16 protein-coding genes are annotated in these 24,663 nt (G+C 69.6%); 10 read left to right on the plus strand and 6 right to left on the minus strand.

Annotation, left to right across the window (positions count from 1 at the left end):
- Nucleotides 1-3: 3 nt before the first annotated feature.
- Complete coding sequence (locus ACPPVT_RS04505; RefSeq protein ID WP_426565833.1) at nucleotides 4-720, minus strand: sulfotransferase family protein; 717 nt, start codon at nucleotides 718-720, stop codon at nucleotides 4-6.
- On the opposite strand from ACPPVT_RS04505, the gene ACPPVT_RS04510 reads away from it, so the two are divergent.
- From ACPPVT_RS04510 to ACPPVT_RS04540, 7 genes are all read left to right on the plus strand, one after another.
- A complete protein-coding gene (locus ACPPVT_RS04510) occupies nucleotides 706-2,658 on the plus strand; it encodes a hypothetical protein (protein WP_426565834.1) in 1,953 nt (650 codons plus the stop codon). The genes ACPPVT_RS04505 and ACPPVT_RS04510 overlap by 15 nt on opposite strands.
- Nucleotides 2,655-3,668 (plus strand): DUF3048 domain-containing protein, encoded by a 1,014-nt coding sequence (locus ACPPVT_RS04515; RefSeq protein ID WP_426565835.1) that lies wholly within the window; start codon nucleotides 2,655-2,657, stop codon nucleotides 3,666-3,668. The genes ACPPVT_RS04510 and ACPPVT_RS04515 overlap by 4 nt, the downstream gene beginning before the upstream one ends.
- Nucleotides 3,665-5,083 carry an O-antigen ligase family protein gene (locus ACPPVT_RS04520; protein ID WP_426565836.1) on the plus strand — a complete coding sequence of 473 codons (1,419 nt, stop codon included), beginning with the start codon at nucleotides 3,665-3,667 and terminating at the stop codon, nucleotides 5,081-5,083. The genes ACPPVT_RS04515 and ACPPVT_RS04520 overlap by 4 nt, the downstream gene beginning before the upstream one ends.
- Nucleotides 5,080-6,297 (plus strand): hypothetical protein, encoded by a 1,218-nt coding sequence (locus ACPPVT_RS04525; RefSeq protein ID WP_426565837.1) that lies wholly within the window; start codon nucleotides 5,080-5,082, stop codon nucleotides 6,295-6,297. Before ACPPVT_RS04520 ends, ACPPVT_RS04525 begins: the two co-directional genes overlap by 4 nt.
- Before the next feature lie 38 nt (nucleotides 6,298-6,335).
- Complete coding sequence (locus ACPPVT_RS04530; RefSeq protein WP_426565838.1) at nucleotides 6,336-7,181, plus strand: sulfotransferase domain-containing protein; 846 nt, start codon at nucleotides 6,336-6,338, stop codon at nucleotides 7,179-7,181.
- Nucleotides 7,178-8,833: a lipopolysaccharide biosynthesis protein gene (locus ACPPVT_RS04535; RefSeq protein ID WP_426565839.1), complete on the plus strand. Its 1,656-nt coding sequence runs from the start codon at nucleotides 7,178-7,180 to the stop codon at nucleotides 8,831-8,833. The genes ACPPVT_RS04530 and ACPPVT_RS04535 overlap by 4 nt, the downstream gene beginning before the upstream one ends.
- Before the next feature lie 286 nt (nucleotides 8,834-9,119).
- Nucleotides 9,120-10,481 (plus strand): glycosyl hydrolase, encoded by a 1,362-nt coding sequence (locus ACPPVT_RS04540; RefSeq protein ID WP_426565840.1) that lies wholly within the window; start codon nucleotides 9,120-9,122, stop codon nucleotides 10,479-10,481.
- A 15-nt stretch (nucleotides 10,482-10,496) separates the two neighbouring features.
- Here the strand turns inward: ACPPVT_RS04540 and ACPPVT_RS04545 are convergent, their stop codons facing one another.
- Nucleotides 10,497-11,843 (minus strand): hypothetical protein, encoded by a 1,347-nt coding sequence (locus ACPPVT_RS04545; RefSeq protein WP_426565841.1) that lies wholly within the window; start codon nucleotides 11,841-11,843, stop codon nucleotides 10,497-10,499.
- A gap of 12 nt (nucleotides 11,844-11,855) precedes the next feature.
- Nucleotides 11,856-12,773: a beta-1,6-N-acetylglucosaminyltransferase gene (locus ACPPVT_RS04550; RefSeq protein ID WP_426565842.1), complete on the minus strand. Its 918-nt coding sequence runs from the start codon at nucleotides 12,771-12,773 to the stop codon at nucleotides 11,856-11,858.
- 319 nt (nucleotides 12,774-13,092) lie between these two features.
- Here ACPPVT_RS04550 and ACPPVT_RS04555 point away from each other — a divergent pair, with 319 nt between their 5' ends.
- Together ACPPVT_RS04555 and ACPPVT_RS04560 are read left to right on the plus strand one after the other, a co-directional pair.
- Complete coding sequence (locus ACPPVT_RS04555) at nucleotides 13,093-16,635, plus strand: PKD domain-containing protein (protein WP_426565843.1); 3,543 nt, start codon at nucleotides 13,093-13,095, stop codon at nucleotides 16,633-16,635.
- Between the two features lie 24 nt (nucleotides 16,636-16,659).
- On the plus strand, nucleotides 16,660-17,400 hold the full coding sequence (locus ACPPVT_RS04560) for a class I SAM-dependent methyltransferase (RefSeq protein WP_426565844.1): 741 nt from the start codon (nucleotides 16,660-16,662) through the stop codon (nucleotides 17,398-17,400).
- Between the two features lie 3 nt (nucleotides 17,401-17,403).
- Here ACPPVT_RS04560 and ACPPVT_RS04565 read toward each other — a convergent pair whose 3' ends face one another.
- The 3 genes from ACPPVT_RS04565 to ACPPVT_RS04575 form a co-directional block, all read right to left on the minus strand.
- Nucleotides 17,404-18,384, minus strand: a complete 981-nt coding sequence (locus tag ACPPVT_RS04565) for a sulfite exporter TauE/SafE family protein (RefSeq protein WP_426565845.1) — start codon at nucleotides 18,382-18,384, stop codon at nucleotides 17,404-17,406.
- Nucleotides 18,381-19,775 (minus strand): adenylyl-sulfate kinase, encoded by a 1,395-nt coding sequence (gene cysC, locus ACPPVT_RS04570; RefSeq protein WP_426565846.1) that lies wholly within the window; start codon nucleotides 19,773-19,775, stop codon nucleotides 18,381-18,383. The genes ACPPVT_RS04565 and cysC overlap by 4 nt, the downstream gene beginning before the upstream one ends.
- 131 nt (nucleotides 19,776-19,906) lie before the next feature.
- Nucleotides 19,907-20,878 carry a glycoside hydrolase family 26 protein gene (locus ACPPVT_RS04575; protein ID WP_426565847.1) on the minus strand — a complete coding sequence of 324 codons (972 nt, stop codon included), beginning with the start codon at nucleotides 20,876-20,878 and terminating at the stop codon, nucleotides 19,907-19,909.
- A gap of 173 nt (nucleotides 20,879-21,051) precedes the next feature.
- Here ACPPVT_RS04575 and mfd point away from each other — a divergent pair, with 173 nt between their 5' ends.
- On the plus strand, nucleotides 21,052-24,654 hold the full coding sequence (gene mfd / locus ACPPVT_RS04580; protein ID WP_426565848.1) for a transcription-repair coupling factor: 3,603 nt from the start codon (nucleotides 21,052-21,054) through the stop codon (nucleotides 24,652-24,654).
- Nucleotides 24,655-24,663 lie beyond the last annotated feature (9 nt).

Below are 24,663 nucleotides of genomic sequence, written 5' to 3' on the forward strand. Positions count from 1 at the left end.
GCGTCAGAACGGCTCGATGGGCTGGTTCAGGTCGAGGTCTCTCAGGCTGTACCCGAACCTGAGCGCCCGCTCCTCGTAGCGGTGGCACATCGCGGCGAAGCGCGTCCTGCCGACCACACTCCTGCTCGTGAGGTCCGTCCAGCGGTCGCGGTAGGACTGACTGCGATCGGCAGCCACCATGTCGACCGCGGGCTCACCACTCAGCCCGAGAAACCTCGTCACGCCGCGGACCGTCGCGACCGGGTCGCGCACCAGGTCCTCGTACTTGACGAGGTGCAGCGACCGCAGGTGTGGCGCGTCCTGGGCCAGTAGCTCGTGGGCTGCGAACCAGTGACCCAGGACCCGCTCGAGTGGGACGCCGCGGGCCCACTTCGAGGTCGACAGCGTCACCACCACGGGATGTCGAACGATCATGACGAACCGTGCGTCCGGCACCATCGCCTGCAGGAAGCGGCTCGTGACCAGGTTTCCAGGGGTCTTCTCGACGAGCACCCGGCGAGACAGGTCCCAGTAGGGCTGCCACTCGTCGATCAGCGTTCGTGCGTTCTCTGAGGTGGCCAGCGACGAGGACTCGGTCAGGTGCGCCCTTCGGTCCCGGGCGAACCGACCCGGCCCGCCATACCGACGCGCAGCAGGATAGACGGACTGCAGATGCTGTCCCTCGTCCTCCTTGACGCCCGTGCCACTGAAGCCGGAGACGTCGGGGTGGCCGGCGAGCACCTGCGCGAGGAGCGTGGTTCCGCTTCGGTGCAGGCCACCCACGAACACGAGCTGGTGACCTGGAATCGCCGTCCCCTCCACCCGGACAACAGTAGGGGATCGCAGTCGACCAGGACCGCCAGTTGGGCCGACCGAGCGCTGTGTAGTGAAGAAATTGTGATCAGCCGGTCGCTGGCACCCGTGTCGACTAGCCTTTCTTCCGTAGGGGGCGCTCTCCCTGCGCAGGCCTTCTTCGGAGCGAGGACCACAATGGCAGTGCAGCAGCGCCCCTGGCGTTCCGGGTTCGGCGACGTCGCACGCAGGCGCGGTTGGATCGTGCTGGTGTGCGCGATCCTCGGGCTGCTCGCCGGGTCGCTCCTTCTTCAGCACCAGGAGAAGCAGTACACCTCGACGGCGTCCGTACTGGTGCGCGGCACTGCCTCCTCGGACTCTGCGGAGGTGGCCGGCGGGCGAACCTCCGGCCCGGTGAACCTCGATACCGAGGCCCAGGTCGTCCGCTCGAACGACCTTGCGCAGCAGGTGGCTACGAACCTCGGCGGGGCCGCCAAGGCCACCGACCTGAGCAAGCGCGTCACCGTCAACGTGCCGGCCAACACCTCGGTTCTGCAGATCGTGTTCACGGCACCGACAGCGGCCGATGCCAAGGCGGGGGCCCAGGCCTATGCGGACGTGTACCTGGCGAACCGTGCCGCTGAGGCGAAGGCCGACGTGACACAGCGCGTCTCACAGCTGCGTGTGCAGGCGGCGGACGTCACGAAGCAGCTGACCACCGTCACAGGGCGGATCGCGACGCTGCCGGAGAGCTCGCCCGAACGGGCGCTCGCGCAGGCTCAGCAGTCGGTCCTGGTCAGTCAGCTCACCAGCCTCAACTCGCGGATCAGCCCGTTGGTCGGCGACGACCAGACGCCGGGTCGGGTGCTGACCCAGGCCGCCCTGCCGCAGGCGCCGACGAGCCCCGTGCCGCTGCTCTTCCGGGTCAGCGGCCTGGCTCTGGGGCTCCTGTGGGGTGTTGTGCTCGTGTACCTGCTCGAGCGAGCCGACGACCGACTGCGTCGCCCGGCGGCCGTGGAGGATGCGGGGGTGAACCTGCTCGGCTCTGTTCCAACGGTCCGCCACCTGGCTCTGGCCGCGCCGGGCGAGCCGCTCGCCGAGCGGTTCCGTGCCATCGCCAACGTGCTCGTCACCTCGCTGGGCGGCAGCGGGGCGGTTGTCGTGACTGGTGCGAACTCCGACGCGTCGAGCGGGTATGCATCGGCCAACCTCGTTGCCGCACTGGGCCGAAGCGGCGTCGACACCATCCTGCTGTGCCTCGATCGGCAGGACAGGACCATTCCGGGTCTGCTCCTCGTCGACCCCGACCGCGGTCTGGACAGCGTGCTTGAGGGTGCGGTGAGCTGGCAGCAGGCGGCGGTCTCGTTCGACAACGTTCGTGTCATTGCGGCCGCAGGTCGCTCCGGTCACGACCTGGAGGCCTTCAGCCGCCGCAAGCTGCACAGCTTGGTCCAAGAGCTTCGAGGTGCCTGCGAGGTGCTTGTGGTGGCCGCGCCCTCCACGGAGGTCTCGGCGGACGCCCAGGGCGTCGCGACCGTGATGGACGCAGCCGTCGTGGTGGTGGATCGCCGGCTGACGGGCGGGCAGGAGCTGATCAACGCGGTCGAGCAGTTCGACCAGGTCAAGTGCACGGTGCTCGGCGCTCTCATGGTGTCCGTGCCACGACGTGCTGCACGCAAGTGGGAGAGCAGCCGGCCCAGCACGGGTCGCGCCGTGCAGCCGACTGCGACGAACCAGGCTCACGAGTCCGTGCCCCCGAGCCGGCCCGGTCGGGCGAAGCTGCCATCGCTGCGCAAGGACAGGACTGGCCCGTCGCCCGTGGCGTCCCCCGTCAAGGTCCCGGCCGGCTCTGTCGTGAGCACCAAGTCGCCAACCACGCGATCGTGAGCTGGAGGGGGGCCCGCGCACCGCGCCGCTGGGCGTGGGTGGCAGTCCTGCCGCTCGCACTGATCTCCGCGTGCTCGGCGCAGGCATCCTCGGAGCCTCGCGCCACCCTCACCGCGGGGGTCTCGTCGCCAACCCCCAGCTCCACGCCGTCGGCCGGGCCGGCAACGCCGCGCGCCACGGCGCCGCTGTTGGGTACGACGTCAAGCAAGTCGCTGTCAGGCCCGTCGGTGGCGGTGGCCCTCGCCGACACCGCCAGCGTCGACTCGGCCGACCTCGTGTACGAGATGACGACCGAGGGGGGCGGCTCACGTCTGCTCGCGGTGTTCCAGTCCCAGCACCCCGAGAGCGTCGCGGCCGTCGGACCCACCCGGGCCGGGGACCGGGAGACCCTGAAGGTCCTCTCGCCGGTGGTCGTGTTCCGAGGCGGTGCCCATCGATCCGTGCTCCTGCTGCAGAAGTCTGGGCTGAAGACCGTCAACGCGCTCAGCGAGAGCGGTCCGTTCTCGCCCGCCGACGGCGGGCTGGCCGTCTCGATCCCGCAGGTGGTCTCCGGCTTCGCCACCGGAGTGGCCGCGGCGCAGCCGGTGCTCAGCTACGCCCCGGTGGGTGAGCCGATGACGGCGAAGGGTTCGTCCAAGGTGCGCACCCTCAGCATCGCCGTACCCGGCGGTTCGACACAGGTGTGGCGGTGGAACGCGACGACGTCCACCTGGCGCCGCACCTCGGGCCCCGCTGCGACTGCCACGTCGGTCGTCGTCCAAGTGGTGCCGTTCGACTCGCAGGTCATCAGCAAGGGCAGCTCGGCGATACTCATCCCGCGCGTCATCGGAACGGGTCGGTACACCCTCGTCTCCGGCGGCTCCGGCGTTTCGGGCACCTGGTACAAGAAGTCCGCCGAGCGGGTCACGAACTACGCGGCAAGCGACAAGAGCCCGGTCCGGCTCCAACCGGGGCGCGCTCGCATCCTGCTGGTACCCCCGGGAACCTCGATCAGGACGGCCGCGTCGTGACCAGCGTCGTCTCACAACCATTGCGCGAGCAGCCGATCGGGCAACAGGTCGGGCCGGTTCGTTCATGGCGGATCCGCGAGCGCGGCACTCCCCGGACGCCGTGGCCGTACTACGGCATGATCGCCGCGTTCCCGATCTGGTGGGCGATCGGTCTGGGTCCGGTCGTGTTCCCGCTGCTGGCAGTCCCCCTCGCATGGCAGCTCGCCAAGCTGCGTCCGCTGCGGCTGCCTCCAGGCTGGATCATCTGGGTCTGCTTCCTGGGTTGGGTGTTGCTGAGCGGGACGATGCTCGGTATGCACCCGCCTGACACGTTGGCGGGCAGTCCGACCGCCCGGCTGCTTCCCTTCACCTCACGCTATCTGAGCTACCTGTCGGCGACCGTGGTGCTGCTGTACGTCTACAACGCCCCCGACCGACTGCTTTCGATCGCCAGAACGGTTTCGGTGCAGGCCCTGCTGTTCGTCGAGGTCATCGGCCTCGGGGTGCTCGGTGTGCTGTTCCCGAGGTTCACCTTCACGGCGCCGCTCGCGCACATCGTGCCGGCCGGCATGTCGGGTCAGAACTACCTGGTCCAGCGCACCCAGCTCAGCTTCGCCCAGCTCCAGTCGGTGCTCGGATATCCGGCGCCTCGGCCGGCCGCACCGTTTGCGTACACCAACGCCTGGGGTGAGATCTCTTCGCTGCTCGCGGTGTGGTTCATCGTCTGGGGTTGGTCCCGCCGGGAGCGGTGGGGCAAGCCGGTCACCCTGGCGGTCCTGCTCGTCGCCGCAGTTCCCACCGTGTACTCCCTCAACCGTGGCATGTGGGCGGGCGTGGCAGTCGCCCTCGTCTACATCGGCCTCAGGCGAGCGCTGCACGGCCACTTGTTGCAAGCACTGATCGGGGCGGTCGCCGTTGCGCTGGTCGCCCTGGGCGTCCTCGCCTCGCCTCTCGGGGCCACGATCCAGGAACGCTTCGCCCACCCGCACTCGAACGAGGCGCGGGCGTCAGTGAGCGCTGCTGCGATCAAGGGCGCGATGACGTCACCCGTGCTGGGCTACGGCAGCACCCGCGACGTGGTCGGCAGCAACCAGTCGATCACCGTCGGCCGCTCGGCCAGCTGTTTGAAGTGTGGCAACGCAGCCATCGGCGGCGCCGGGCACCTGTGGCTGCTGATCTTCTCGCAAGGGTTCGTCGGCGCCGGCTTGTACGTGCTCTTCTTCCTGCGCTGCCTCTGGGTCAGTAGGCGTTCTCGTGCGATGGTCGCCCTAGCCGGTTCCACGGTCATGATCATGGGCCTGCTGTACATGTTCGTGTACGGCCACGTCGGGATGCCCCTCCTGTTGTACATGACGGCGGCAGCGCTGATGGCGCGCGCCTCGCAGTCGCCGCCCCCTGTGCCGGCGCCGACCAGACGCCGGTCCGTCTCACGATGACCGCCGCGGGGGAGGGGCGGACCGAGTTCGTCGACGAGATGCTGGAACTGCTGTGGCCGGCCCCTGAGTCTGCCCGTCGGGTCCGAGCGCGGCGATCTCAGCCGGGTAGCCGTGACCTGGTGATGATCCCGGGCGCCCGGGCGCCGCACCTGCTCGTCCCGCTCACGTCCCGCGCTGCTACCGCCCGGGTCATCGACTCCTGGGGGCGGGCCGGCAGCCCTCAGCGTCGCCTCGCCGGCAGCGTCCTGTCGTGGGGGGTGCGGCTCGGCCTGGCAGGCTTGCTCACCGCGGACCGTGTGCGGGTGCCCGGCGCGGGGGAAGGGTCCTTGCTCGAACGCCACCTGAGCGAGGTCGTCGGATGTCCGGTCTCCCTCACCGTCATCGTCACCCGAGCCAGAGCGAACCGGAAACCAGTGCTGCAGCTCGTCGACCAGGAGGGGGTCGTGCGTGCCTTCGTCAAGGTCGGGACGGACGAGCTCACGCGCGGCCTGGTTCAGGCAGAGACCACGGCACTTCGTTCGGTGTCTGGTGTGAGCAGCGTGCGGGTGCCACAGGTGCTGGCGGCGGGGGGGTGGAACGGACTCGAGCTGCTGGTGCTGTCGCCGCTCGACCTGGCCGCCGCCCAACGGGTGCGTGATCTCACCCGCTGGGAACCAGCCATGCGCGAGGTGTCGCGGATCGGCGGCGTGACCCGAGAGCCGTGGCTGAACAGTCAGTACCGGTCATCCCTGCACTCGCGGGTGCACCTGCTGGCAGAGGCTCGCGCCGGCAGGCTCGCGGCGGCGCTGGCGCAGGTCGATCGCTGCCTGCACGATCAGTCCCTGCTGATCGGCTCGTGGCACGGGGACTGGGCGACCTGGAACTGTGGCGCCACTGACGGCACCGGATACCTCTGGGACTGGGAGAGGTTTGCCTCCGGCGTCCCCGTCGGCTACGACGCCGCCCACTTCCTCACCCACCAGACCCTCCTTGACCCGGCGCTCGAGACCGCCGCTCTGGTGCCCGGGTACTCAGCGGCACTGGCTCCGGTCCTGGCCCGCCTGGGCGTACCTGAGGCGCAGGCGAAGGTGGTCACCCTGCTTTACCTGGTGGAGATCGCCGTCCGCTACCTCACCGACGGGCAGGACGAGGTCGGAAACGTGGGTGCCGTGCTGGAGGGGATGATCGATGGCATCGTGGCCGCATCACGGCAACTCGTGGAGGAAGTGGCATGACGGCCGCTCAGGCGAGCAGAGGTAGGGTCCAGGACTTCATGCGTCCCCGGCTGGGTTGGGCGCTGCGTGAAGCGGGCAGGGCTACCTCTCCACTGCGTGTTCTGCCCGAGTTTCTCGTGGTAGGTGGTCAACGCTGCGGGACCACGTCCCTGCACCGGGCCCTGCGTCAGCATCCGGCAGTGGTCGATGCCACCCTGCGCAAGGGTGTCCACTTCTTCGACCTCAAGTACGGCAAGGGCCTGGCTTGGTACCGGGGTCACTTCCCGCTGGACGTCGCCGTCAGGGTCCGCTCGAGCCGCTTGGGCCAGCGCGTCATCGCTGGCGAGTCGAGCCCTTACTACATGTTCCACCCGCTGGCGCCGGAGAGGTTCTCCCGCGACCTTCCGGCCGTGAAGGTCATCGCGATGCTGCGAGATCCGGTTGAGAGGGCCTACTCCGCGCACGCGCACGAGACGGTCCGGGGCTTCGAGTCCCTCCCCTTCGCGCAGGCCATTGCCGCGGAGGAGGGCCGCCTCAAGGGTGAGGTCGAGCGCCTCCGGTCCGACCCCGGCTACGTGAGCCAGGCGCATCAGCACAACGCCTACGTCTCACGCGGCCGCTACGTGGAGCAGCTGACGGCGATGGAGACGTACCTCGGTCGCGACCGGATCCATGTCGTGGACAGTCACCAGTTCTTCGCCGACCCGCACGGTGTGGTCGCAGACACCCTGGCCTTCCTGGGACTCGACCCTGACGCTCCGATCGATGCTCGACGGCACAACGAGCGGCCCCGGGCCGCGATGGATCCGCGGCTCCGCGCGGACCTGGAACAGATGTTCGCCGACTCCGATGCGGCGCTCGAACGGTGGTGGGGACGTCGTCCGGGCTGGCTGGTCGGTCGGTGAGCAAGCCCGTAGCCGCTGACGCGAGCCGAGCCGACCTGCGCGCTCTGGGCCGCGGTAGCGCCATCAACTTCGTCGGCGCGGGGCTGGCCGGAGTTGCCGGGTTCGTCATGACGGTGCTTGTCACCCGCACGCAGTCCCCCGTCCAGGCTGGCGTCTACTTCGTCGCCACGTCCTTGTTCGTCGTCCTGGCGGGGATGGCCCGAATGGGTTCGGGCGTCGGGGCCGTTTACTGGATCGCCAGACTTCGGGCCCAGGGTCACGACAACCTGCTGGCAGCCTGTGTGCGGGCCGGTCTCTGGCCGGTCGCCATCGTCTCGGTCGTGATCGCCGTCGCGCTCGCAGTGGCCGCTCCATCGCTCGGGCGCCTGCTGGCTCCACAGCAGGCCCCGGCAGTCGCGACAGCCCTGCGACAGCTCTCTGCTCTCTTTCCCTTTGCCGTGCTGCTCGACGTCCTGCTGGCCGCGACCCGTGGCTTCGGCACGATGCGCCCCACGTTCGTTGTCGAGCGGGTCCTGCGCCAGGCCCTGCAGCTCACCCTGGTAGCCGTCGCCTGCCTCTTCGTGCCTCGGCTCCTGCCGCTCCTGTGGGCGCTGGCCTGGTTGCCGACGGCGTGCCTGGCCTGGGTGCAGCTGCGGCGTCTGGTCCGCCGTGCCGGACGGCGCGCCGAGGCCAGCGCCGCTGACCAGGGGCCGCCCGAGGCAGCGGAGGATGGGGCAGGGGTCGCCGAGGACAATGCCGTACTCGGCGCAGGTGACCTGGTCGGGTCCTCCCGGGGTGAACCGCAGCGCGAGTACAGCACCGCCGCGTACTGGTCCTTCTGTGCGCCGCGAGGTGTCACGACCCTCGTCCAGACCGCATTGCTGCGGATGGACGTCCTGCTGGTATCGGCGATGCTCGGAGCCGGATCCGCGGCCCTGTACGCCGCCTCGACCCGCTTCCTGATCTTCGGGCAGCTGGTCACGCAGGCCATCTCGATGGCGGTCGGTCCGCAGCTCGCCCGACTGCTTGCGGCTGCGCCCCGGTCAGAGACCAACGTCGTGTACCGCTTGTCGACCGCTTGGCTCGTCCTGACCGCGTGGCCGGTGTACCTGGTGTGCGCATTGTTCGCGCCGGTGATCCTCTCCGTCTTCGGTCGCTCCTACCAGGAGGGCGTCCCGGTCACGGTCATGCTCGCGCTGACCATGCTGTTCGCCACCGCCTGTGGGCTCACCGACGTCGTGCTGACCATGGCCGGCCGCGCTCGATGGAACCTTGCGAACCGCACGCTGGCGCTGGTGGTGAACATCGCGGTCGACCTCTTGCTCATTCCTCGCTGGGGAATCATGGGGGCGGCGACCGGGTGGGCGTGCGCCATCGTGGTGAGCAACCTGCTGCCCGTGGTGCAGCTGCGGCGATCACTCGGCCTGAGCCCCTGGGGCCGCAGCACCACGATCGCGCTGCTGCTGTCCGGTGTGTGCTTCGGCTTTGTGCCAGGTGTGGTTCGCGTGGTCATGGGTGCGAACTGGCCGGCCGTCAGCGGTGCCCTGCTGCTGGGCGGAATGCTCTATCTGGGCGGGCTGTGGCGCTGGCGCGAGGTGCTCCGACTGGAGGACATGCTGGCGATCATCCGGCGCCGACCTCGGTCGAATTCGCCCATAGCCGCCGGACGCTGAGCGCGCAGTCGTTTGCCGCGGGTTCACCCGAATGGCTTATCGGGCTCGTGTCGGCACGTGTCGATAACTCGTTCAGTCGGGCCCACTGGGGCCCCTTTGAGCGGAGGCCCAAACCATGCATGTGCGACTTCCTCTGGGCCTGGCGGTTACTGGACTGGTCACCACCGGTGCAGTCGTCTTCTCGGCCTTCGGTCCGATCAGCCTGGCGAGTGCAGACACTCAGAAGATCACTGTGGCCAACCCCGGGTTCGAGACCCCCCTGGCATGGACGAGCAGTCGACCGGAGGTGACCCTGACTCGCACCACCAAGCACCACTCGGGGAACTACTCGATGGCGGCCTTTGCCACTGCCAACAGCACCGCGGTCCTGCGCCCGACGGCTCCGCTGGTCGCCAAGGCGGTTGTCGGCAGCACCTACAACTTCGACGTCTGGGTCTCCTCGCGCAAGGGCTCCGTGCCCGCGGTGTGGGAGGTCATCGAGGGTACGAGCACCGTTCGTGCCCAGGCCAACGTCACGGCGACGACGGACCACTGGGCGCACGTGGCGGTCAGCTACAAGGCCCAGCATGCGACGTCCCTGAACCCGGCCCTTTCGGTGAGCCTGCTCAAGGGTGGCGGGGTTCTGCTGGACGACCTGTCCGCGACCGTGACCGCCGTGCCGACGCCGCCGCCGGCCCCGCCCGTGGTGACGCCGACGCCGACCCCCCCGCCCGTGGTGACGCCGACGCCGACGCCGCCGCCGGCCCCGCCCGTGGTGACGCCGACGCCGACCCCCCCGCCCGTGGTGACGCCGACGCCGACCCCCCCGCCCGTGGTGACGCCGACGCCGACGCCGCCGGCGGTTCCCGCCGCCGGTCTGCTGGGAACGACGGCTATGGGCCTGGAAGGCGAGACCATGGCGCAGACGGTTGCCCGCGAGACGCAGAAGTTCGGTGGACAGATCGGCCTACTGCGTACCTACGCGCCGAACATGCCCCCGAGCTGGAGCACGCTGAACGGCGCCTACAACGGCCCCATCTCGGTCTCCTTCAAGGGTCTGCCTGCCGACATCCTGTCCGGCTCGGACGACGCCTACCTGACCCAGTGGTTCAGCCAGGTCCCCACCGACCGTCAGGTGTTCTGGTCCTACCAGCCCGAGCCTGAGGACAACATCGAGGCCGGCGACTTCAACGCGGCGGACTTCCGCGCCGCGTGGCGCCACGTCGACGCGATCGCGGACGCGGCTCACAAGCCGCTGCTGCGCAACAACCTCGTCCTGATGGGGTGGACGCTCTCCAAGAACTCGGGCCGCACGTGGACCGACTACTACCCGGGTTCGGAGTACGTCGACATCCTCGGCTGGGACGTGTACAACCACCTGGCCGCCAAGGGTTTGGGATACGCCCCTCCTGCCGACGTGTTCGGTGACGTCGTCGCGCTGAGCCGCGCTCAGGGCAAGCCGTGGGCGATCGGGGAGACCGGCGCCAAGCTGGTTCCCACCGATGACGGGACGGCGCGTGCAGCCTACCTGCAGGCAGCCGGAACGTGGTTGCGGGCCAACGGTTGCATCTACGCGGCCTACTTCGACTCCACCAACGGTGGGGAGTTCCGGCTGAACGACGCACCGTCGGTCAACGCCTGGGCTGCCCAGATGCACTCCGGAAGCTGACGCTTGGGCCTGTGGTCAGGGCAGCGGCATGAAGGCGACGCCTTCGCGGTACTCACCGTGGACGTACCTTCCGTCGCTGCCCAACCACAGGCCCTCCGGCGTGGTGTAGAGCTCTTCGGTGCCATGACCGCGGGTCTTGCCCGGGTTCCAGGGCAGCGCCTTGCCGGTCACCGGGTCGATGGCGCCGATTCCGTTCCGGGTCACGGCGCCGGGCCCTTGCTCGTCCAGCGCGGCCACGTTGTCCAGCCAGCGGAAGTGGCCGCCGACGTAGACCGCGACCCCGGTGGCTGCCACCGAGAACATCGAGTCCTTGCCCGTGTAGTTCACCCAGGTCGGTGTCGCACTGCCGGTGCCGCTGGCCGCCCAGCGACTCACGGCGTCGCAGACCGAGCCCGTGCGGCCGCCGCCGCTGGCGGCGATGACGAAGTACGAACCGTCCGGCGAGAAGTCCACGGCCCGGGTCCAGAACAGGATGTTCGGGTTGCAGGTCCGGTCGAACACGCTCGGATGCCAGGAAGTGACGACTCCGCCGGCTCCGTCGAGGTCGACCATGAAGGCCTGGCGTCGGGGCAGAAGGTTCGCCTCGGTGAAGTTGCCGACCACCACCAGCTTCGTGCCGGCCGGATTCACCGCGAAGCGGTAGGTCTTGGTCGGCGCAGTGTCCTCAGACTTTCCGCTCAGCTGAACGTTGAGCCAGCCGTCGGCTGCACCGGTCGTGGGATCCACCGACAGCAGGCCGCCGGGGTACGAACCCCCGACCAGGAGGTGGCCGCCGACCATCTCGAGGTCGTTGACCGCGCCCTTGGGCGCGAACGAGAAGCTGCTGACCCGCGCTCCGGTCGTCAGGTCGAACTTCAGCAGGCTGTGGGTCGCCCCCCCGTTCAGGGTGGTGAAGTCGCCGCCGACGAACAGGTACCTGCTGTCATCTGAGGCCAGCAGGGCGTTGACTCGCTTGTTCAGCTGTGGCGCCCAGGACGTCATTGCGCCCGTGTCGGCGTTGAACGCCATGATGTTTGCTCGGTTATAGGTGACGGTCCGGGCGGCGTTCGTCACGGTGCCGATCTGGCCGCCCGCGTACATCGTTCCCCCGACCTGGGCGTACTTGAGGATCGTTCCGTCTGAGCTGCCGAGGCCAGTCGGCACGTCAGGCGTGAAGTTCGCCGGGTTGTCTGACACCACGGTCGGTTGCGCGAGCGATGCCTGCGCGCTGGTGGCCGACAGCAGTGAGAGAGCGACCACGGACACGCCTGCGATCCACCGAGGTCCGCTGTGCCGAATGTGCAACATGTCGAGCCTCCGAAGGAGGGGGTGCAGACGGTCGGGGTAACTTCGAGTGTCCTGCGCTTTTGGTCGAAGGAACATGGGCACAACGAACTAGTCAACCGTGGTGCTGGTGTCTTGCAGGGCATCCAGCGAGTCCAGCGAGTCCAGCAGCGCGGCCGAGTGCTGAGGGTCGACCTTGCGAGCGAACCAGTCGCCGGATGCACGGATGTCGGAGAGGTCCGCAAGGTCGAGTGTCTTGGGGTGGGGCTCGCCGTGCACCCAGCGGATGAAGCGACGTCGCTCGTTGCCGACCGCGAGCTGCGCGTCGTTGAGCAGGAGCGTCGGCAGGAGGCCTTCGTCCGGCACCGGAGCTCGACGGAAGTACCGCACCAGGTCGCGTCGGCTCTCGAGCTGGGCGAGAAGGTGGTCCACGGCGGGCCGGCGCAGGTTGGGCCACATGTCGCCGACATACAGGTTCGTCCCCTGGCCGAACGGGTGTCGGCGCGGGAACGGCATGGATCGGTGGCTACCCGGAACTCTGAGCCGGCGCAGGTAGCGGCGCCGAGTCGAAGCCTGCCAGGGGTGGACGTCCTGCGAAGGGTCGGCGTCGGCGCGGAACCAGCGCAACGTGGCGTCCAGGCTGCTGGCCGCCAGCTCGGCCTCGATGGTTGGCATCGGAAGGCACGGGTAGTCCTGGCCGGACACCACCAGGACCCATTCCAGGTCCGGAACCTGCTGCACGGCACTGCGCAGGCCGGCGAACACCGCCATCGCGAGATTGGGTCGGCCCCAGTCGCAAGGACCCGCGTCCGGGACCGTCAGCACCCTCTCGTGGTGCGGCAGACGAAGGGCAGGGCCACGTGGGTCGTGATGGACCAGGACACGGGTCTGGGGTCCCTGCAGGAGCCGTGTGGTCAGCCGGTTCACCTGCGCCGGGTCGCGGTGGGAAAGGACGAGCACGACCACCGGTCCGCACGGCGCTGGAGCGCCGGGAGCAGCCGGCCCACGGCCCCCTTCGTTTTTCCCCACCCCCTGATCGTAATGGCGTGACCCTACGCACCGGGTCGGCTTTCACCTATTCGTGCAGTCACGATAAGTGACTGCAGTTCAACAGCCGGCGAAAGTCTCGTCACAGACGGTCGAATATCCCGGAACGACTGACGGCCCTAGAGGTCCGTGGCAATACTCACCGTGATGAGGTCCATCGAGTGGGCCCGCTCGTCGTTGGAGGCACTCCGTGCGGATTCCCGGAAGATCGACCGGCCTTTTCGTGGCCCTTGCTGTGGTGATGGCGTCCCTGCTGGCGCCCCAAGCCGCTAGTGCGAGTCCCATCGCTACGGCGGGACTGGTGAGCGACAACCCCGCGAACTACACCCCGCACCTGGTGGACGGCGAGGTCGACGCGATTGCCGTGGTCGGCTCGACCGTGGTTCTCGGCGGCACCTTCACCCAGGTCCAGCAGACGACCACCTCACCGGTGGTCTCGCGCTCCTACCTCGTGGCCTTCGACAAGGACACTGGCGCCCTGTCCACGTCGTTCCTGCCGACCCTGGACGGGCCGGTGAACACGCTGGCCCCAGCGGGAGACGGTCTGAGCGTCTTCGTCGGTGGGCAGTTCAACCAGGTGAACGGCGCTGCGGCATCCAAGCTCACGAGGCTCAACGTGAACTCCGGCGCGCGAGTGGCCGGCTTCAACTTCCCAGGCGCGAACGGTCTCATCCGCGACCTGAAGTTCGTGGGCGGCCGGCTGTTCATCGGCGGCCAGTTCACCATGATCAAGACCACGCCGCGGACCCTGCTCGCTGAGATCAACCCGACGACCGGCGCAGTGCTCCCGTTCAACGTCTCGGTGACCGGTACCTCGCGCACCAACCCGGACGGAAGCGGGATCGGCCCGTCGCGGATCTACAAGCTGGACATCAGTCCGGACGGCTCCAAGCTCGTCTTCGTCGGGAACTTCGGCCAGGTCGGCGCGCTGGACCGCAACCAGGTCGCCATGGTCGACATCTCGGTCTCGCCGGCGCAGGTGTCCGACTGGCAGACGAACGCTTTCAAGCCGGCCTGCTACTCGGTCTTCGAGGACTACCTGCGGGACATCGACTTCTCGCCTGACGGGTCCTACTTCGTGATCGGGACCACCGGCGGCTTCGGCAGCGGCCCGCCCACCCTGTGCGACAGCGTCAGCCGTTGGGCGACCACCGCGACCGGCAGCGGCCTGCTGCCGACCTGGGTGGACTACAGCGGAGGCGACTCGACGTACACCGTCGCGGTCACCGGCGACGCCATCTACACCGGCGGCCACACCCGCTGGTTCAACAACCCCTTCGCCGCTGACGCGGCCGGCCCCGGGGCCGTGGACCGGGTGGGAATCTCCGCGCTGGACCCCAGCAACGGACTTCCCCTGTCCTGGAACCCCAGTCGCACCCGTGGCCAGGGCGTGTTCGACATGGTGGTCACCCCGGGACCGTCCGGCGGCCTGTACGTGGGCAGTGACACCGACCGGCTCGGTGGCGAGTTCCACGGCCGCATCGGCTTCTTCCCGACAGCAGGTGGCAAGAGCGTGCCTCAGCCCGCCGTTGCTCCACTGCCGGTGGACGTCTACGAGGCGGGCAACACCTCCCCGAGCGCCACTGGAGTCCTGTACCGGATCAACGCCGGCGGCCCTGCTGTCACGGCGATCGACTCCGGCCCGGACTGGACGGCAGACGACGGCACCACCAACCCGCTGCGCAACTCCGGCAGCAACTCCGCAGGGTTCGCCGCGGTGAGCGGTGTCGATGCCTCGGTGCCGTCAACGACCCCGCTGTCGATCTTCTCCGACGAGCGCTGGGACCCGGCCGACGCGAATGAGATGCACTGGCTGCTCCCGGTGACCGCCGGCAAGCACATCCAGGTCCGGCTGTACTTCGCCAACGGCTGCAGCTGCACCGCGTCGCCCGGGCAACGCAAGTTCAACGTGTCCGTCGACGGGTCAGCACTGCTCACCAACTACGACATCGTCGCCGACGTCGGCACGGGCCGGGGCGTGATGAAGTCCGTGAACATCACGAGCGACGGCACGGTCAACATCGACTTCGGTCACGTCGTCGAGAACCCCTTGATCGTCGGGATCGAGGTCGTCGACCGGGACTTCGTTCCTCCGGTGGGCAACCCGCAGGACACGCTGGGCAAGGTCTTCTACGACGGTTCCGCGGCCACTTCGGTGACCCCGCCGGCCGCGGGTGGGATCGCCTGGGGACAGGCTCGGGGTGCCTTCTACACCAACGACACCCTGTACACCGCGATGGCGGACGGACAGCTGTACAGCAGGACCTTCGACGGAACCACGTTCGGTCCCGCGACGAGCCTGAACCTGAACGGCCTGGGTGCCTTCGCCAGCGAGATGCAGAGCATGACGGGGCTGTTCTACGACAGTGGTCGGATCTACTTCACGCTCAAGAACAGCGCGGCGCTCTACATGCGCTACTTCTCGGTGGAGAGCGGGATCGTGGGCGCTCAGCGCTTCACGGTGACGGGCAACCTGTCCGACCTCGACTGGACCAAGGTGGGCGGGATGTTCCGGGCCGGCTCGTCGCTGTACTGGTCCAACTCCTCGACCGGCGACCTGTGGCGGACCGGCTTCGCGGCCGGCGCACCCGCAGCCGGCACGGCGACCCGGGTCAGTGGACCGAGTGTCGACGGCGTCGACTGGCGCAGCCGCGCTCTGTTCGCGCTGCCTGGTCACGCGCCGAACAAGCCGCCGACAGCTGTCGCGTCGGTGTCCTGCCACGGGTTGGTCTGTGACGGGGACGGGTCGAACTCCATCGACCCGGACGGCTCGATCAGCTCCTACTCCTGGGACTTCGGCGACTCCACCCCGGCCGAGACCGGTGTGAGCCCGCATCACACCTACTCGACGGGTGGTACCTACCCGGTCACGCTGACGGTGACCGACAACGAAGGGGCGTCCGCGACCACCGCGCCGCAGTCCGTCACGGTCGTCAAGCCGCCGAACCAGCCGCCGACGGCTGTCGCGTCGGTGTCCTGCAGCGGGTTGGTCTGTGACGGGAACGGGTCGAACTCCAGCGACCCGGACGGCTCGATCAGCTCCTACTCCTGGGACTTCGGCGACTCCACCCCGGCCGAGACCGGTGCGAGCCCGCATCACCCCTACGCAACGGCGGGTACCTATGCGGTCACGCTGACGGTGACGGACAACGAAGGGGCGTCGACTTCCAGCGCGCCGCAGTCCGTCACGGTGGCCCCCATCACCTCACCGATCTCGTTCGTGGCAGCCGCGACCGACACCAAGGTCAGCACCCCGGTGTCCTTCGACGTCACGATTCCGAGCGCGGTCCAGGCGTCCGACGTCATGCTGCTCGCCTTCACGCTGAACTCCAAGGCGGGTTCGGTACCTGCGCCGTCCGGTTGGACGCAGGTCAGCGCGACGTCCACCTCGGCGATCCAGTCGGTGGTGTGGCGTCGCACGGCACAGGCCGGCGACCCGGGCACCTCGGTGGTCGTCACGCCGTCGGTGAAGGCCAAGGGCACCTTGACGCTGCTCGACTACCGCAACGTCGACCCGGTGAGCCCGGTCGTGGCCTCGTCCCTGGCAGCTGAGACGGCGACCGTGGCGACCCACACGACGCCCACGGTCACCAACACGGTAAACGGCGCCTGGTTGGTCTCCTACTGGGCAGACAAGTCCTCGTTGGCGACGCACTCGTGGACCACGCCGGCAGCCCAGACCTCGCGGGCCGCCTTCGCCGGCCAGGGCGGTGGGCACATCAGCTCGCTGCTCACGGACGCAGGACCGGCCGCTTCAGGTACGGTCGGTGGAGTCGCGGCGACCTCCGGGGACACGAGCCAGCAAGCGGTGATGGCAACCATCGTGCTGCGACCGGCGAGCTGAGCTCCAGCAGAGGGAGAAGCAGTGGTGAACAGCACTCGGACGACCGAGTGGGCTGTGCTGGACGGACCGGGTGAGCGCGCTCTGCTCACCCGGTCCGTCCGGGAACTGGCCCCGGATGGTCGCGAGCTGAATGTCCTGGAGGCCGGCTGCGGCAAGCGCTGGCCCGTCGACCTCGACGGTGTCCCGCATCGCCTCACCGGGGTGGACACGGACACCGAGGCGCTCAAGGTGCGTCGTGAGACCCGCGGAGACCTCGACGTCGAGATCGTCGGTGACCTACGGACCGTCGAGCTCGGCACGGACGAGTACGACGTCGTCTACTGCTCCTACGTGCTCGAGCACGTGGCAGGCGCCGAGCTCGTCATGGACCGCTTCGTGGCCGCGCTGCGACCAGGAGGTCGCCTGATCATCCGGATACCCGACGCCGACTCGGTGTACGGGTGGGTCACCAGGCGCACGCCGTTCTGGTTCCACGTCGCCTACAAGCGCTACGTCAAGGGCAACGCGAACGCCGGGCGCCCGGGCTATGGCCCCTATCCGACGGTCTACGACGACGTGATCTCCAGACGTGGACTGGAGGCCTACGCAGGCTCACGCGGTCTTGGCGTCGTGGCCGAGTACGGCACGAACCACCACCTCGGGGTGTTCGGCCGTGGCGCCGTCGTCGTCAACGCAGCCCTGCACGTGATCTCGCTGCTCTCGTTCGGCCGTCTGAGTGCCTCGCACAACAACGTCGCGGTGGTACTGCAGAAGCCGCTGGCCTGAGCGCTACACGGTCTCGTCGGCGCCGGCCGGCACCTCTTGCACCGGTGGTGCGGGGTGCAGGCTGCGTCGGACCAGGCCGCGGGCGCGGGCCGGCAGGCCGTGGCGGCGGCGCACCTCCATCCAGAGCAGCGGAGCCACCAGCAGGACCGCGAGCAGGATCATCCCGGTCGTCGGCGTGGGCACCCCGAGCAGCTTCAGCGCAGACGCGAGGAGCACGAAGGCCAGCGCCCGGCGAACCAGCCCACCAGGCGCCCGGGCCGACAGGTGCGCGCCCACCCACACCCCTGGGATCGAGCCGACCAGCAAGGACGTCGTGATGCTCAGCTGAAAGTCGCCGAACAGGATGTGCCCGAGCGCAGCCGACGCGACCAGGGGCACGGCCTGCAGCAGGTCGGTCCCGACCAGCTGGCTCGCCTTGAGCTGCGGGTAGAGCATCATCAAGGCGATGATGATCAGCGAACCCGAACCGACCGAGGTCAGTCCGACCACGACGCCGCCGACCATGCCGACCAGCACCGTCGGCAGGATCCGGACCTTGACGTTCGGACGGCCCTGCGGCAGGGGCTCGGCGCTCCCGTCGCGTCGGCGGGCGCGCTCGACCAGTCTCAGGTAGGCGCGAACCGTCAGACCGGCCGCAGCGATCAGCAGAGCGATGCCCAGGGCCATCTGGATGAGGTCCTGCGTGTGCTGTCCAGAGCCCAGCGACTTTGCGATGAGCACACCCATGAACGCTGCGGGTACGGAACCGACACACAGCCATCCGACCAGCCGCAGGTTCACGGTGCCTCGGCGCAGGTGGACGAACGAGCCCACCGGCTTCATCACCGCTGCCGCCACCAAGTCGCTGGAGACCGCCGTCAGCGGCGGGATGCCGAACATCAGCACCAGCACTGGTGTCATCAGGGCCCCGCCGCCCATCCCGGTCAGGCCAACGACGATGCCGATGCCGAACGAGGCCAGCGACAACAACGGGTCGATGCTCATGATCCGCTCCCAGTGCGAAGCCAGCCGCCCTTGGTCAGGTAGGCGATGACGGAGTCGAGTGCTTCAGCTCGTGTCATCAGCGAGGTGTCCACGCTCAGATCGGCGTCGTGCGGGACGTCGTACGGGTCGCTGACGCCGGTGAACTCCGCGATCTCGCCGGCTCGTGCCTTGGCGTACAGGCCCTTGAGGTCACGGCGCTCGCACTCCTGCAGAGGGGTCGAGACGTGGATCAGCACGAAGTCACCGAGCGGCTCGACCATCGCGCGGACCGCCGCCCGGCTGCTGGCGTAAGGCGCGATCGGCGCGCAGACGGCGGTCCCGCCATGCCGTGCGATCTCGCTCGCCACGTAGCCGATCCGTCGTACGTTCAGGTCGCGTGCGGCGCGGTCGAAACCCAGCCCCGAGGACAGCAGCCGCCGCACGTCGTCGCCGTCGAGCAGGCTCACGGTGCGGTCGGTGGCCACCGACACGTGCTGGGAAAGGTCGCGGGCCAGCGTCGACTTGCCAGAGCCGGAGAAGCCGGTGAACATCACGACCAGTCCGCGCCGCGACCGCGGTGGACGCCAGCGCTCGAGCTCCGCGCGAACCTCCGCGGCGAGCCCGGACACGGCGGACAGCTCTGAGGTCGAGGCGCGCAAGGCAGCCAGTCCACTCACCCAGCCGGCCCGATGGCGATCCAGGAGCACGGTGCACTGGCCGGCGTAAGCGTCGCCCAGAGCTGCGGCGAGCGCGGCATCGCTCGCGTCGTCCCGCCAACCGAGGGCGGTCGGCAGGATGATCGGGCTGACCCCGTCCGCTCGGGCGGCTGCCTCGACGCACCGCATCAACACCTCTGGGGGGACGCCGTCCGCGGTGACGGTCTCCGTCGGTACGAGAACGATCAGACTGCCTGCGGCAGAAGGGTCCGCGGTGTCGTGAATCTCCCGCAGCTCGCCCTGCAGAGGTGGACGCCCGACCACCACCACGGTGCGTTCGGACGTCGGCGCGGGCAGCTGGTCGGGCCGCACGGCGCGGCTCGCGAAGAGCCGCGCCTCGCGGGTGCGTTCGGGACGCAGGCCTCCCAGGAGGGCGCAGCCAGGCTCAGCGAGGTGTGCCTCGCCGTGCTGGACCTCGAGCAGGCGCGGTTCGACGAAGCGAGCCAGCGGGGTGTGCTCGCGGTCGGTCAAGATCAGGCCGCCTGCGCTCTGAGCCTGAGCGGCCACCCCGGCGCTCACGTCGAGCTCGATCCCGTCGCGGGTTCCGGACGACGCGCCGGGGCCGGCGGCGGTAACCCGTCCGCCCAACCGCAGCCAGGGCAGCACCACGCCGTCGAGCACGAGCTGGAGGTCGGCGACCGCCGTGTCACCCAGCTGCATCGCAGGCAGGCTGCGGCTCGCTGGGGTCGCGGTCACGGGCCCCCCTTCGGGAACGGTGGAGCGTGGCCGACCTCGGATCGGGTCGCGCGATCAGTGTCGCGCACGCCTGGCCCTGCTCGTGGCGGGTTGCCAAGACTTTCTTGGCCCCGCCGCTGACTCACAGCGGCTCACCGGTAGTTCAGTGTCGCCAGTGACGTCCGGAACGCCCTCAAGGACGCAGCGGACGAGCTGACCCGCCAGTCCGTCTCCTTGTTGGCGTTGAACCACACCAGCGCGGCGATCCGGGAGTCGACGGCCACCCGGGCGAACATGTCCGTGACCCAGGCGGCCTTGTCGCCGCCCCTCTCCGTGCAACCGACCTCGGCGAGCCAGATCGGCTTGCCGCTGAGTGAGCGGATCTGACTGAGCGACGCGGAGAAGATCTGCGAGTACGTCTGCCACGTCGACGTCGATCGCAAGGTACCCCAGTTGTACCCGTCCACCCCGACGAGGTCCACGGCGCCGTCGCCCGGGAAGAGTCCCGCGAGCGGCGTACTGCCGTTGTAGTTCACGATCGGCGTCCAAACCCACCGCACGTTGGTCGCGCCGATCGACACGAAGATCGAGCGGACGTGGTTCCAGGCGCGGACGAAGTCGCCCGCGTGGTTGCCGTTGACCTTCTCCGACCACGGGTTCCAGTCGCCGTTCATCTCGGGGGCGAACCGGAGGTACACCGGGGCGGCGTAGGCCTTGGCGGCCAGCGCGAAGGTCCGGACGTAGGCGTCGAACGTGCCCGCGGTGATCTTGGCGAGCCGGTAGTTGGCCTGGGTGGCGCCCAGGCTCCAGTTCCATGGCTCCCAGGTGATCAGCGGCAGCGCCCCCCGGGCGGCGGCCTTGCGGGCGGTGGCAGCCGGGAACGGCTGCTCGCCACCCCACGCGCAGAACCAGTGCAGGATCGACGGCGCCCTGCCGACCTGCGAAGTGAAGGCGTTCAGCTGCGCTGGCCACCCCGCCCAGTCCCAGAACGGGTCCGGGACGTAGGCGCCGAACCGCGCGGCCACCGCCGCGGCCGAGGAGCTGGGTCCCGGCAGAGCGAGGGCAGCCCCGGTCCCGAGGGTGGCCGCCAGCAAGGTTCGGCGGGTCATCGTCTGCTGGCTCATCGTCGGTCACCCGTCCGTCTGGTGGCGGCCCAGCGAGCAACTGCGAACTCGCTCCATCCTGCCCCTGTTCGTACCGGTTCGCGAGTGCAGCAGGGCTCGAACTACTCTGGCTGCACCACCCTGCCGGTTCTCATCGGCGGGCGTTCGTGCTGCCCGTCGATCGAGCAGGAGACATGAGCCTCACCGGCGTACTCGACGTCCTCACCGCTGACTCCGCGCTGGCAGCGGCCCGCGACCTGGCTCGTTCAGGTGCCGGCGGCGCGTTCGACCTGTCCGCGCCCGCAGGTGCCTGGCCCGCAGTGGCGGCCGTGCTGGCCAGCGCGACCGACCGCGGCGCCGCCCCTGCGCTGCTGGTGGTCACCGCGACCACCCGCGAGGCCGAGGACGTCGCCGAGGCACTGCGCTGCTTCCTGCCGCCGGACGCCGTGGTCGACTTCCCCTCCTGGGAGACGCTGCCGCACGAGCGACTCAGCCCGCGCAGCGACACCGTGGGACGACGGCTGGCGGTGCTTCGTCGGCTCTCGCACCCGGACTCCGGCGACGAGACGGTCGGCCCGGTCTCGGTGGTGGTCGCGCCGGTGCGCGCCGTCCTGCAGCCCCTGGTCCGCGGGCTGGGTGACCTCGAGCCGGTCCGGCTCGCGGCCGGCGACGCCGCCGACCTGGACGACGTCGCGCGCCGGCTGACCGCGGCGGCCTACTCGCGCACCGACCTCGTCGAGCGGCGCGGCGACTACGCCGTCCGCGGCGGCATCCTGGATGTCTTCCCACCCACCGAGCAGCACCCGCTGCGGCTGGAGTTCTGGGGCGACACGGTGGAGGAGATCCGCTTCTTCGCGGTCGCCGACCAGCGCAGCCTCGAGGTGGCCCAGCACGGGCTGTGGGCGCCGCCGTGCCGAGAGCTGCTGCTCACCGACGACGTGCGCGCCCGGGCCGGCGAGCTGGCCGACCGGCTGCCCGGGGTGCGGGACATGCTCGAGAAGGTCGCCGAGGGTATCGCGGTCGAGGGCATGGAGTCGCTGACCCCGGCGCTCGTGGACGGCATGGAGCTGCTGGTCGACGTCCTGCCCGAGCGGGCGATGGTGCTGGTCTGCGACCCGGAGCGGGTGCGGGCCCGGGCGCACGACCTGGTGGCCACCAGCGAGGAGTTCCTCGGCGCCAGCTGGGCGAACGCCTCGGCCGGCAACGTGACCCCGGTCGACCTGGAGTCGCTGCTGGGCACGGCGTCCTTCCACAGCCTGGCGGACGTGCGCGAGCACGCGCTCGGCGGCGGCGTCCCGTGGTGGAGCATCGGTCCGTTCACCGTGGACGCCGAGACGGCCGTGGACGTCGGGGCGGTGCCGAGCTCGGCGCTGGAGTGGTCGGAGGTCGACGCCTACCGGGGCGAGACGGTACGGGCGCTGGACGACCTGGCCGGCTGGACGTCGTCCGGCTGGCGGGTCGTGGTGGTGACCGAGGGGCACGGTCTGGCCCAGCGCGTGGTGGAGGTCCTCGGTGAGCGTGAGGTCGGCGCCCGGCTGGTCGGGGGGGTGGACGCCGCGCCCGAGCCCGGTCTGGTGCACGTCACGACCGGCCGGCTCGGTCGTGGCTTCGTCGCGCCGAACCTGCGGCTCGCGGTACTCACCGAGACCGACCTGACTGGCACCAGCGGGCAGGGGTCCACCAAGGACATGCGGCGGATGCCCTCGCGCCGGCGCAACGTGGTGGACCCGCTCCAGCTGCGGCCGGGCGACTACGTGGTGCACGAGCAGCACGGCGTCGGGCGCTTCGTCGAGATGATGCAGCGCACGGTGGCCGGCTCGACCCGCGAGTACCTGGTGATCGAGTACGCGGCGAGCAGGCGCGGCCAGCCCGCGGACCGGCTGTTCGTGCCCAGCGACTCGCTCGACCAGGTCACCAAGTACGTGGGCGGCGAGGCGCCGACCCTGAACAAGCTGGGCGGCGGCGACTGGGCCAAGACGAAGGGCCGGGCCCGCAAGGCGGTCAAGCAGATCGCCGGCGAGCTGATCCGGCTGTACTCGGCCCGGATGGCCTCACCGGGCTACGCGTTCGGCGCGGACACACCGTGGCAGCGCGAGCTCGAGGACGCGTTCGCCTACGTCGAGACCCCTGACCAGCTGGTCACCATCGACGAGGTCAAGGCGGACATGGAACGGTCCGTCCCGATGGACCGGCTGATCTGTGGCGACGTCGGCTACGGCAAGACCGAGATCGCGGTGCGCGCCGCGTTCAAGGCCGTGCAGGACGGCAAGCAGGTGGCCGTGCTGGTGCCCACGACCCTGTTGGTGCAGCAGCACTTCAACACGTTCTCCGACCGCTATGCCAACTTCCCGGTCGTGGTGAAGGCGCTGTCCCGCTTCCAGTCCGACAAGGAGGCCGAGGCGGTCAAGGAGGGGATCCGGGACGGCACCGCGGACGTCGTCATCGGTACCCACCGGCTGCTGACCAGCGACTTCCGGTTCAAGGACCTCGGCCTGATCGTGGTCGACGAGGAGCAGCGCTTCGGGGTCGAGCACAAGGAGCAGCTCAAGGCGATGCGCACGGCGGTGGACGTGCTCGCGATGAGCGCCACGCCGATCCCGCGCACGCTCGAGATGGCCGTCACCGGGATCCGCGAGATGTCCACTCTCGCAACACCTCCGGAGGAACGGCACCCGGTGCTGACGTTCGTCGGTGGCTACGACGAGAAGCAGATCGGCGCGGCCATCCGCCGCGAGCTGTTGCGCGACGGCCAGGTCTTCTACATCCACAACCGGGTCAGCTCCATCGAGAGGGCAGCGAGCCGGCTGCGTGAGCTCGTCCCCGAGGCGCGGATCGCCGTGGCGCACGGACAGATGGGCGAGCACAAGCTCGAGCAGGTCGTGGTCGACTTCTGGGAGAAGAGGTTCGACGTCCTGGTCTGCACCACGATCGTGGAGACCGGGCTGGACATCAGCAACGCCAACACGTTGATCCTGGAGCGGGCGGAGAACTTCGGCCTGTCCCAGCTGCACCAGCTGCGCGGTCGGGTGGGCCGGGGCCGCGAACGCGCTTACGCGTACTTCCTCTACCCGCCGGAGAAGCCGCTCACCGAGACGGCGTTGGACCGGTTGCAGACCATCGCCCAGCACACCGACCTCGGGTCGGGCATGGCCGTCGCGATGAAGGACCTCGAGATCCGTGGTGCCGGCAACCTGCTGGGCGGCGAGCAGTCCGGCCACATCGCCGGGGTCGGCTTCGACCTGTACGTGCGGCTGGTCGGCGAGGCGGTCGCGGAGTACCGCGGGGACGGCGAGCAGGCGCCCGCCGAGATGAAGGTCGAGCTGCCGGTCGACGCGCACCTGCCGCACGAGTACGTGCCGGGGGAGCGGCTGCGGCTGGAGGCGTACAAGAAGCTGGCCGACGCCGACGACGAGGCCGGGGTCGACGCAGTGCTCGCCGAGCTGGTGGACCGCTACGGCGAGCCGCCGGCGCCGGTGCAGAACCTGCTCGACGTGGCCCGCCTGCGGGTGCACGCGCGCCGCGCCGGGCTCACCGACGTCGCCTTGCAGGGCAACCAGGTGCGGTTCGCGCCGGTCGAGCTGCGCGAGAGCCAGCAGCTGCGGCTGAACCGCCTCTACCCGGGCGCGATCACCCGGCCCGCGGTGCGAGCCATCATGGTGCCCAAGCCGACCACGGCGCGGATCGGTGGCCGCCCGCTGCGGGATGGCGAGGTGCTGGCCTGGGCGCGTGACCTGATCGACGCCGTGCTGCTGGACGGCGTGGCCGTGGCCGCAAAGGTCGCGGACGGGGCCAGCTGAGGCTGACCC

It is taken from the genome of Angustibacter sp. McL0619 (assembly GCF_049994355.1).
Classification (GTDB): Bacteria; Actinomycetota; Actinomycetes; order Actinomycetales; family Angustibacteraceae; genus Angustibacter.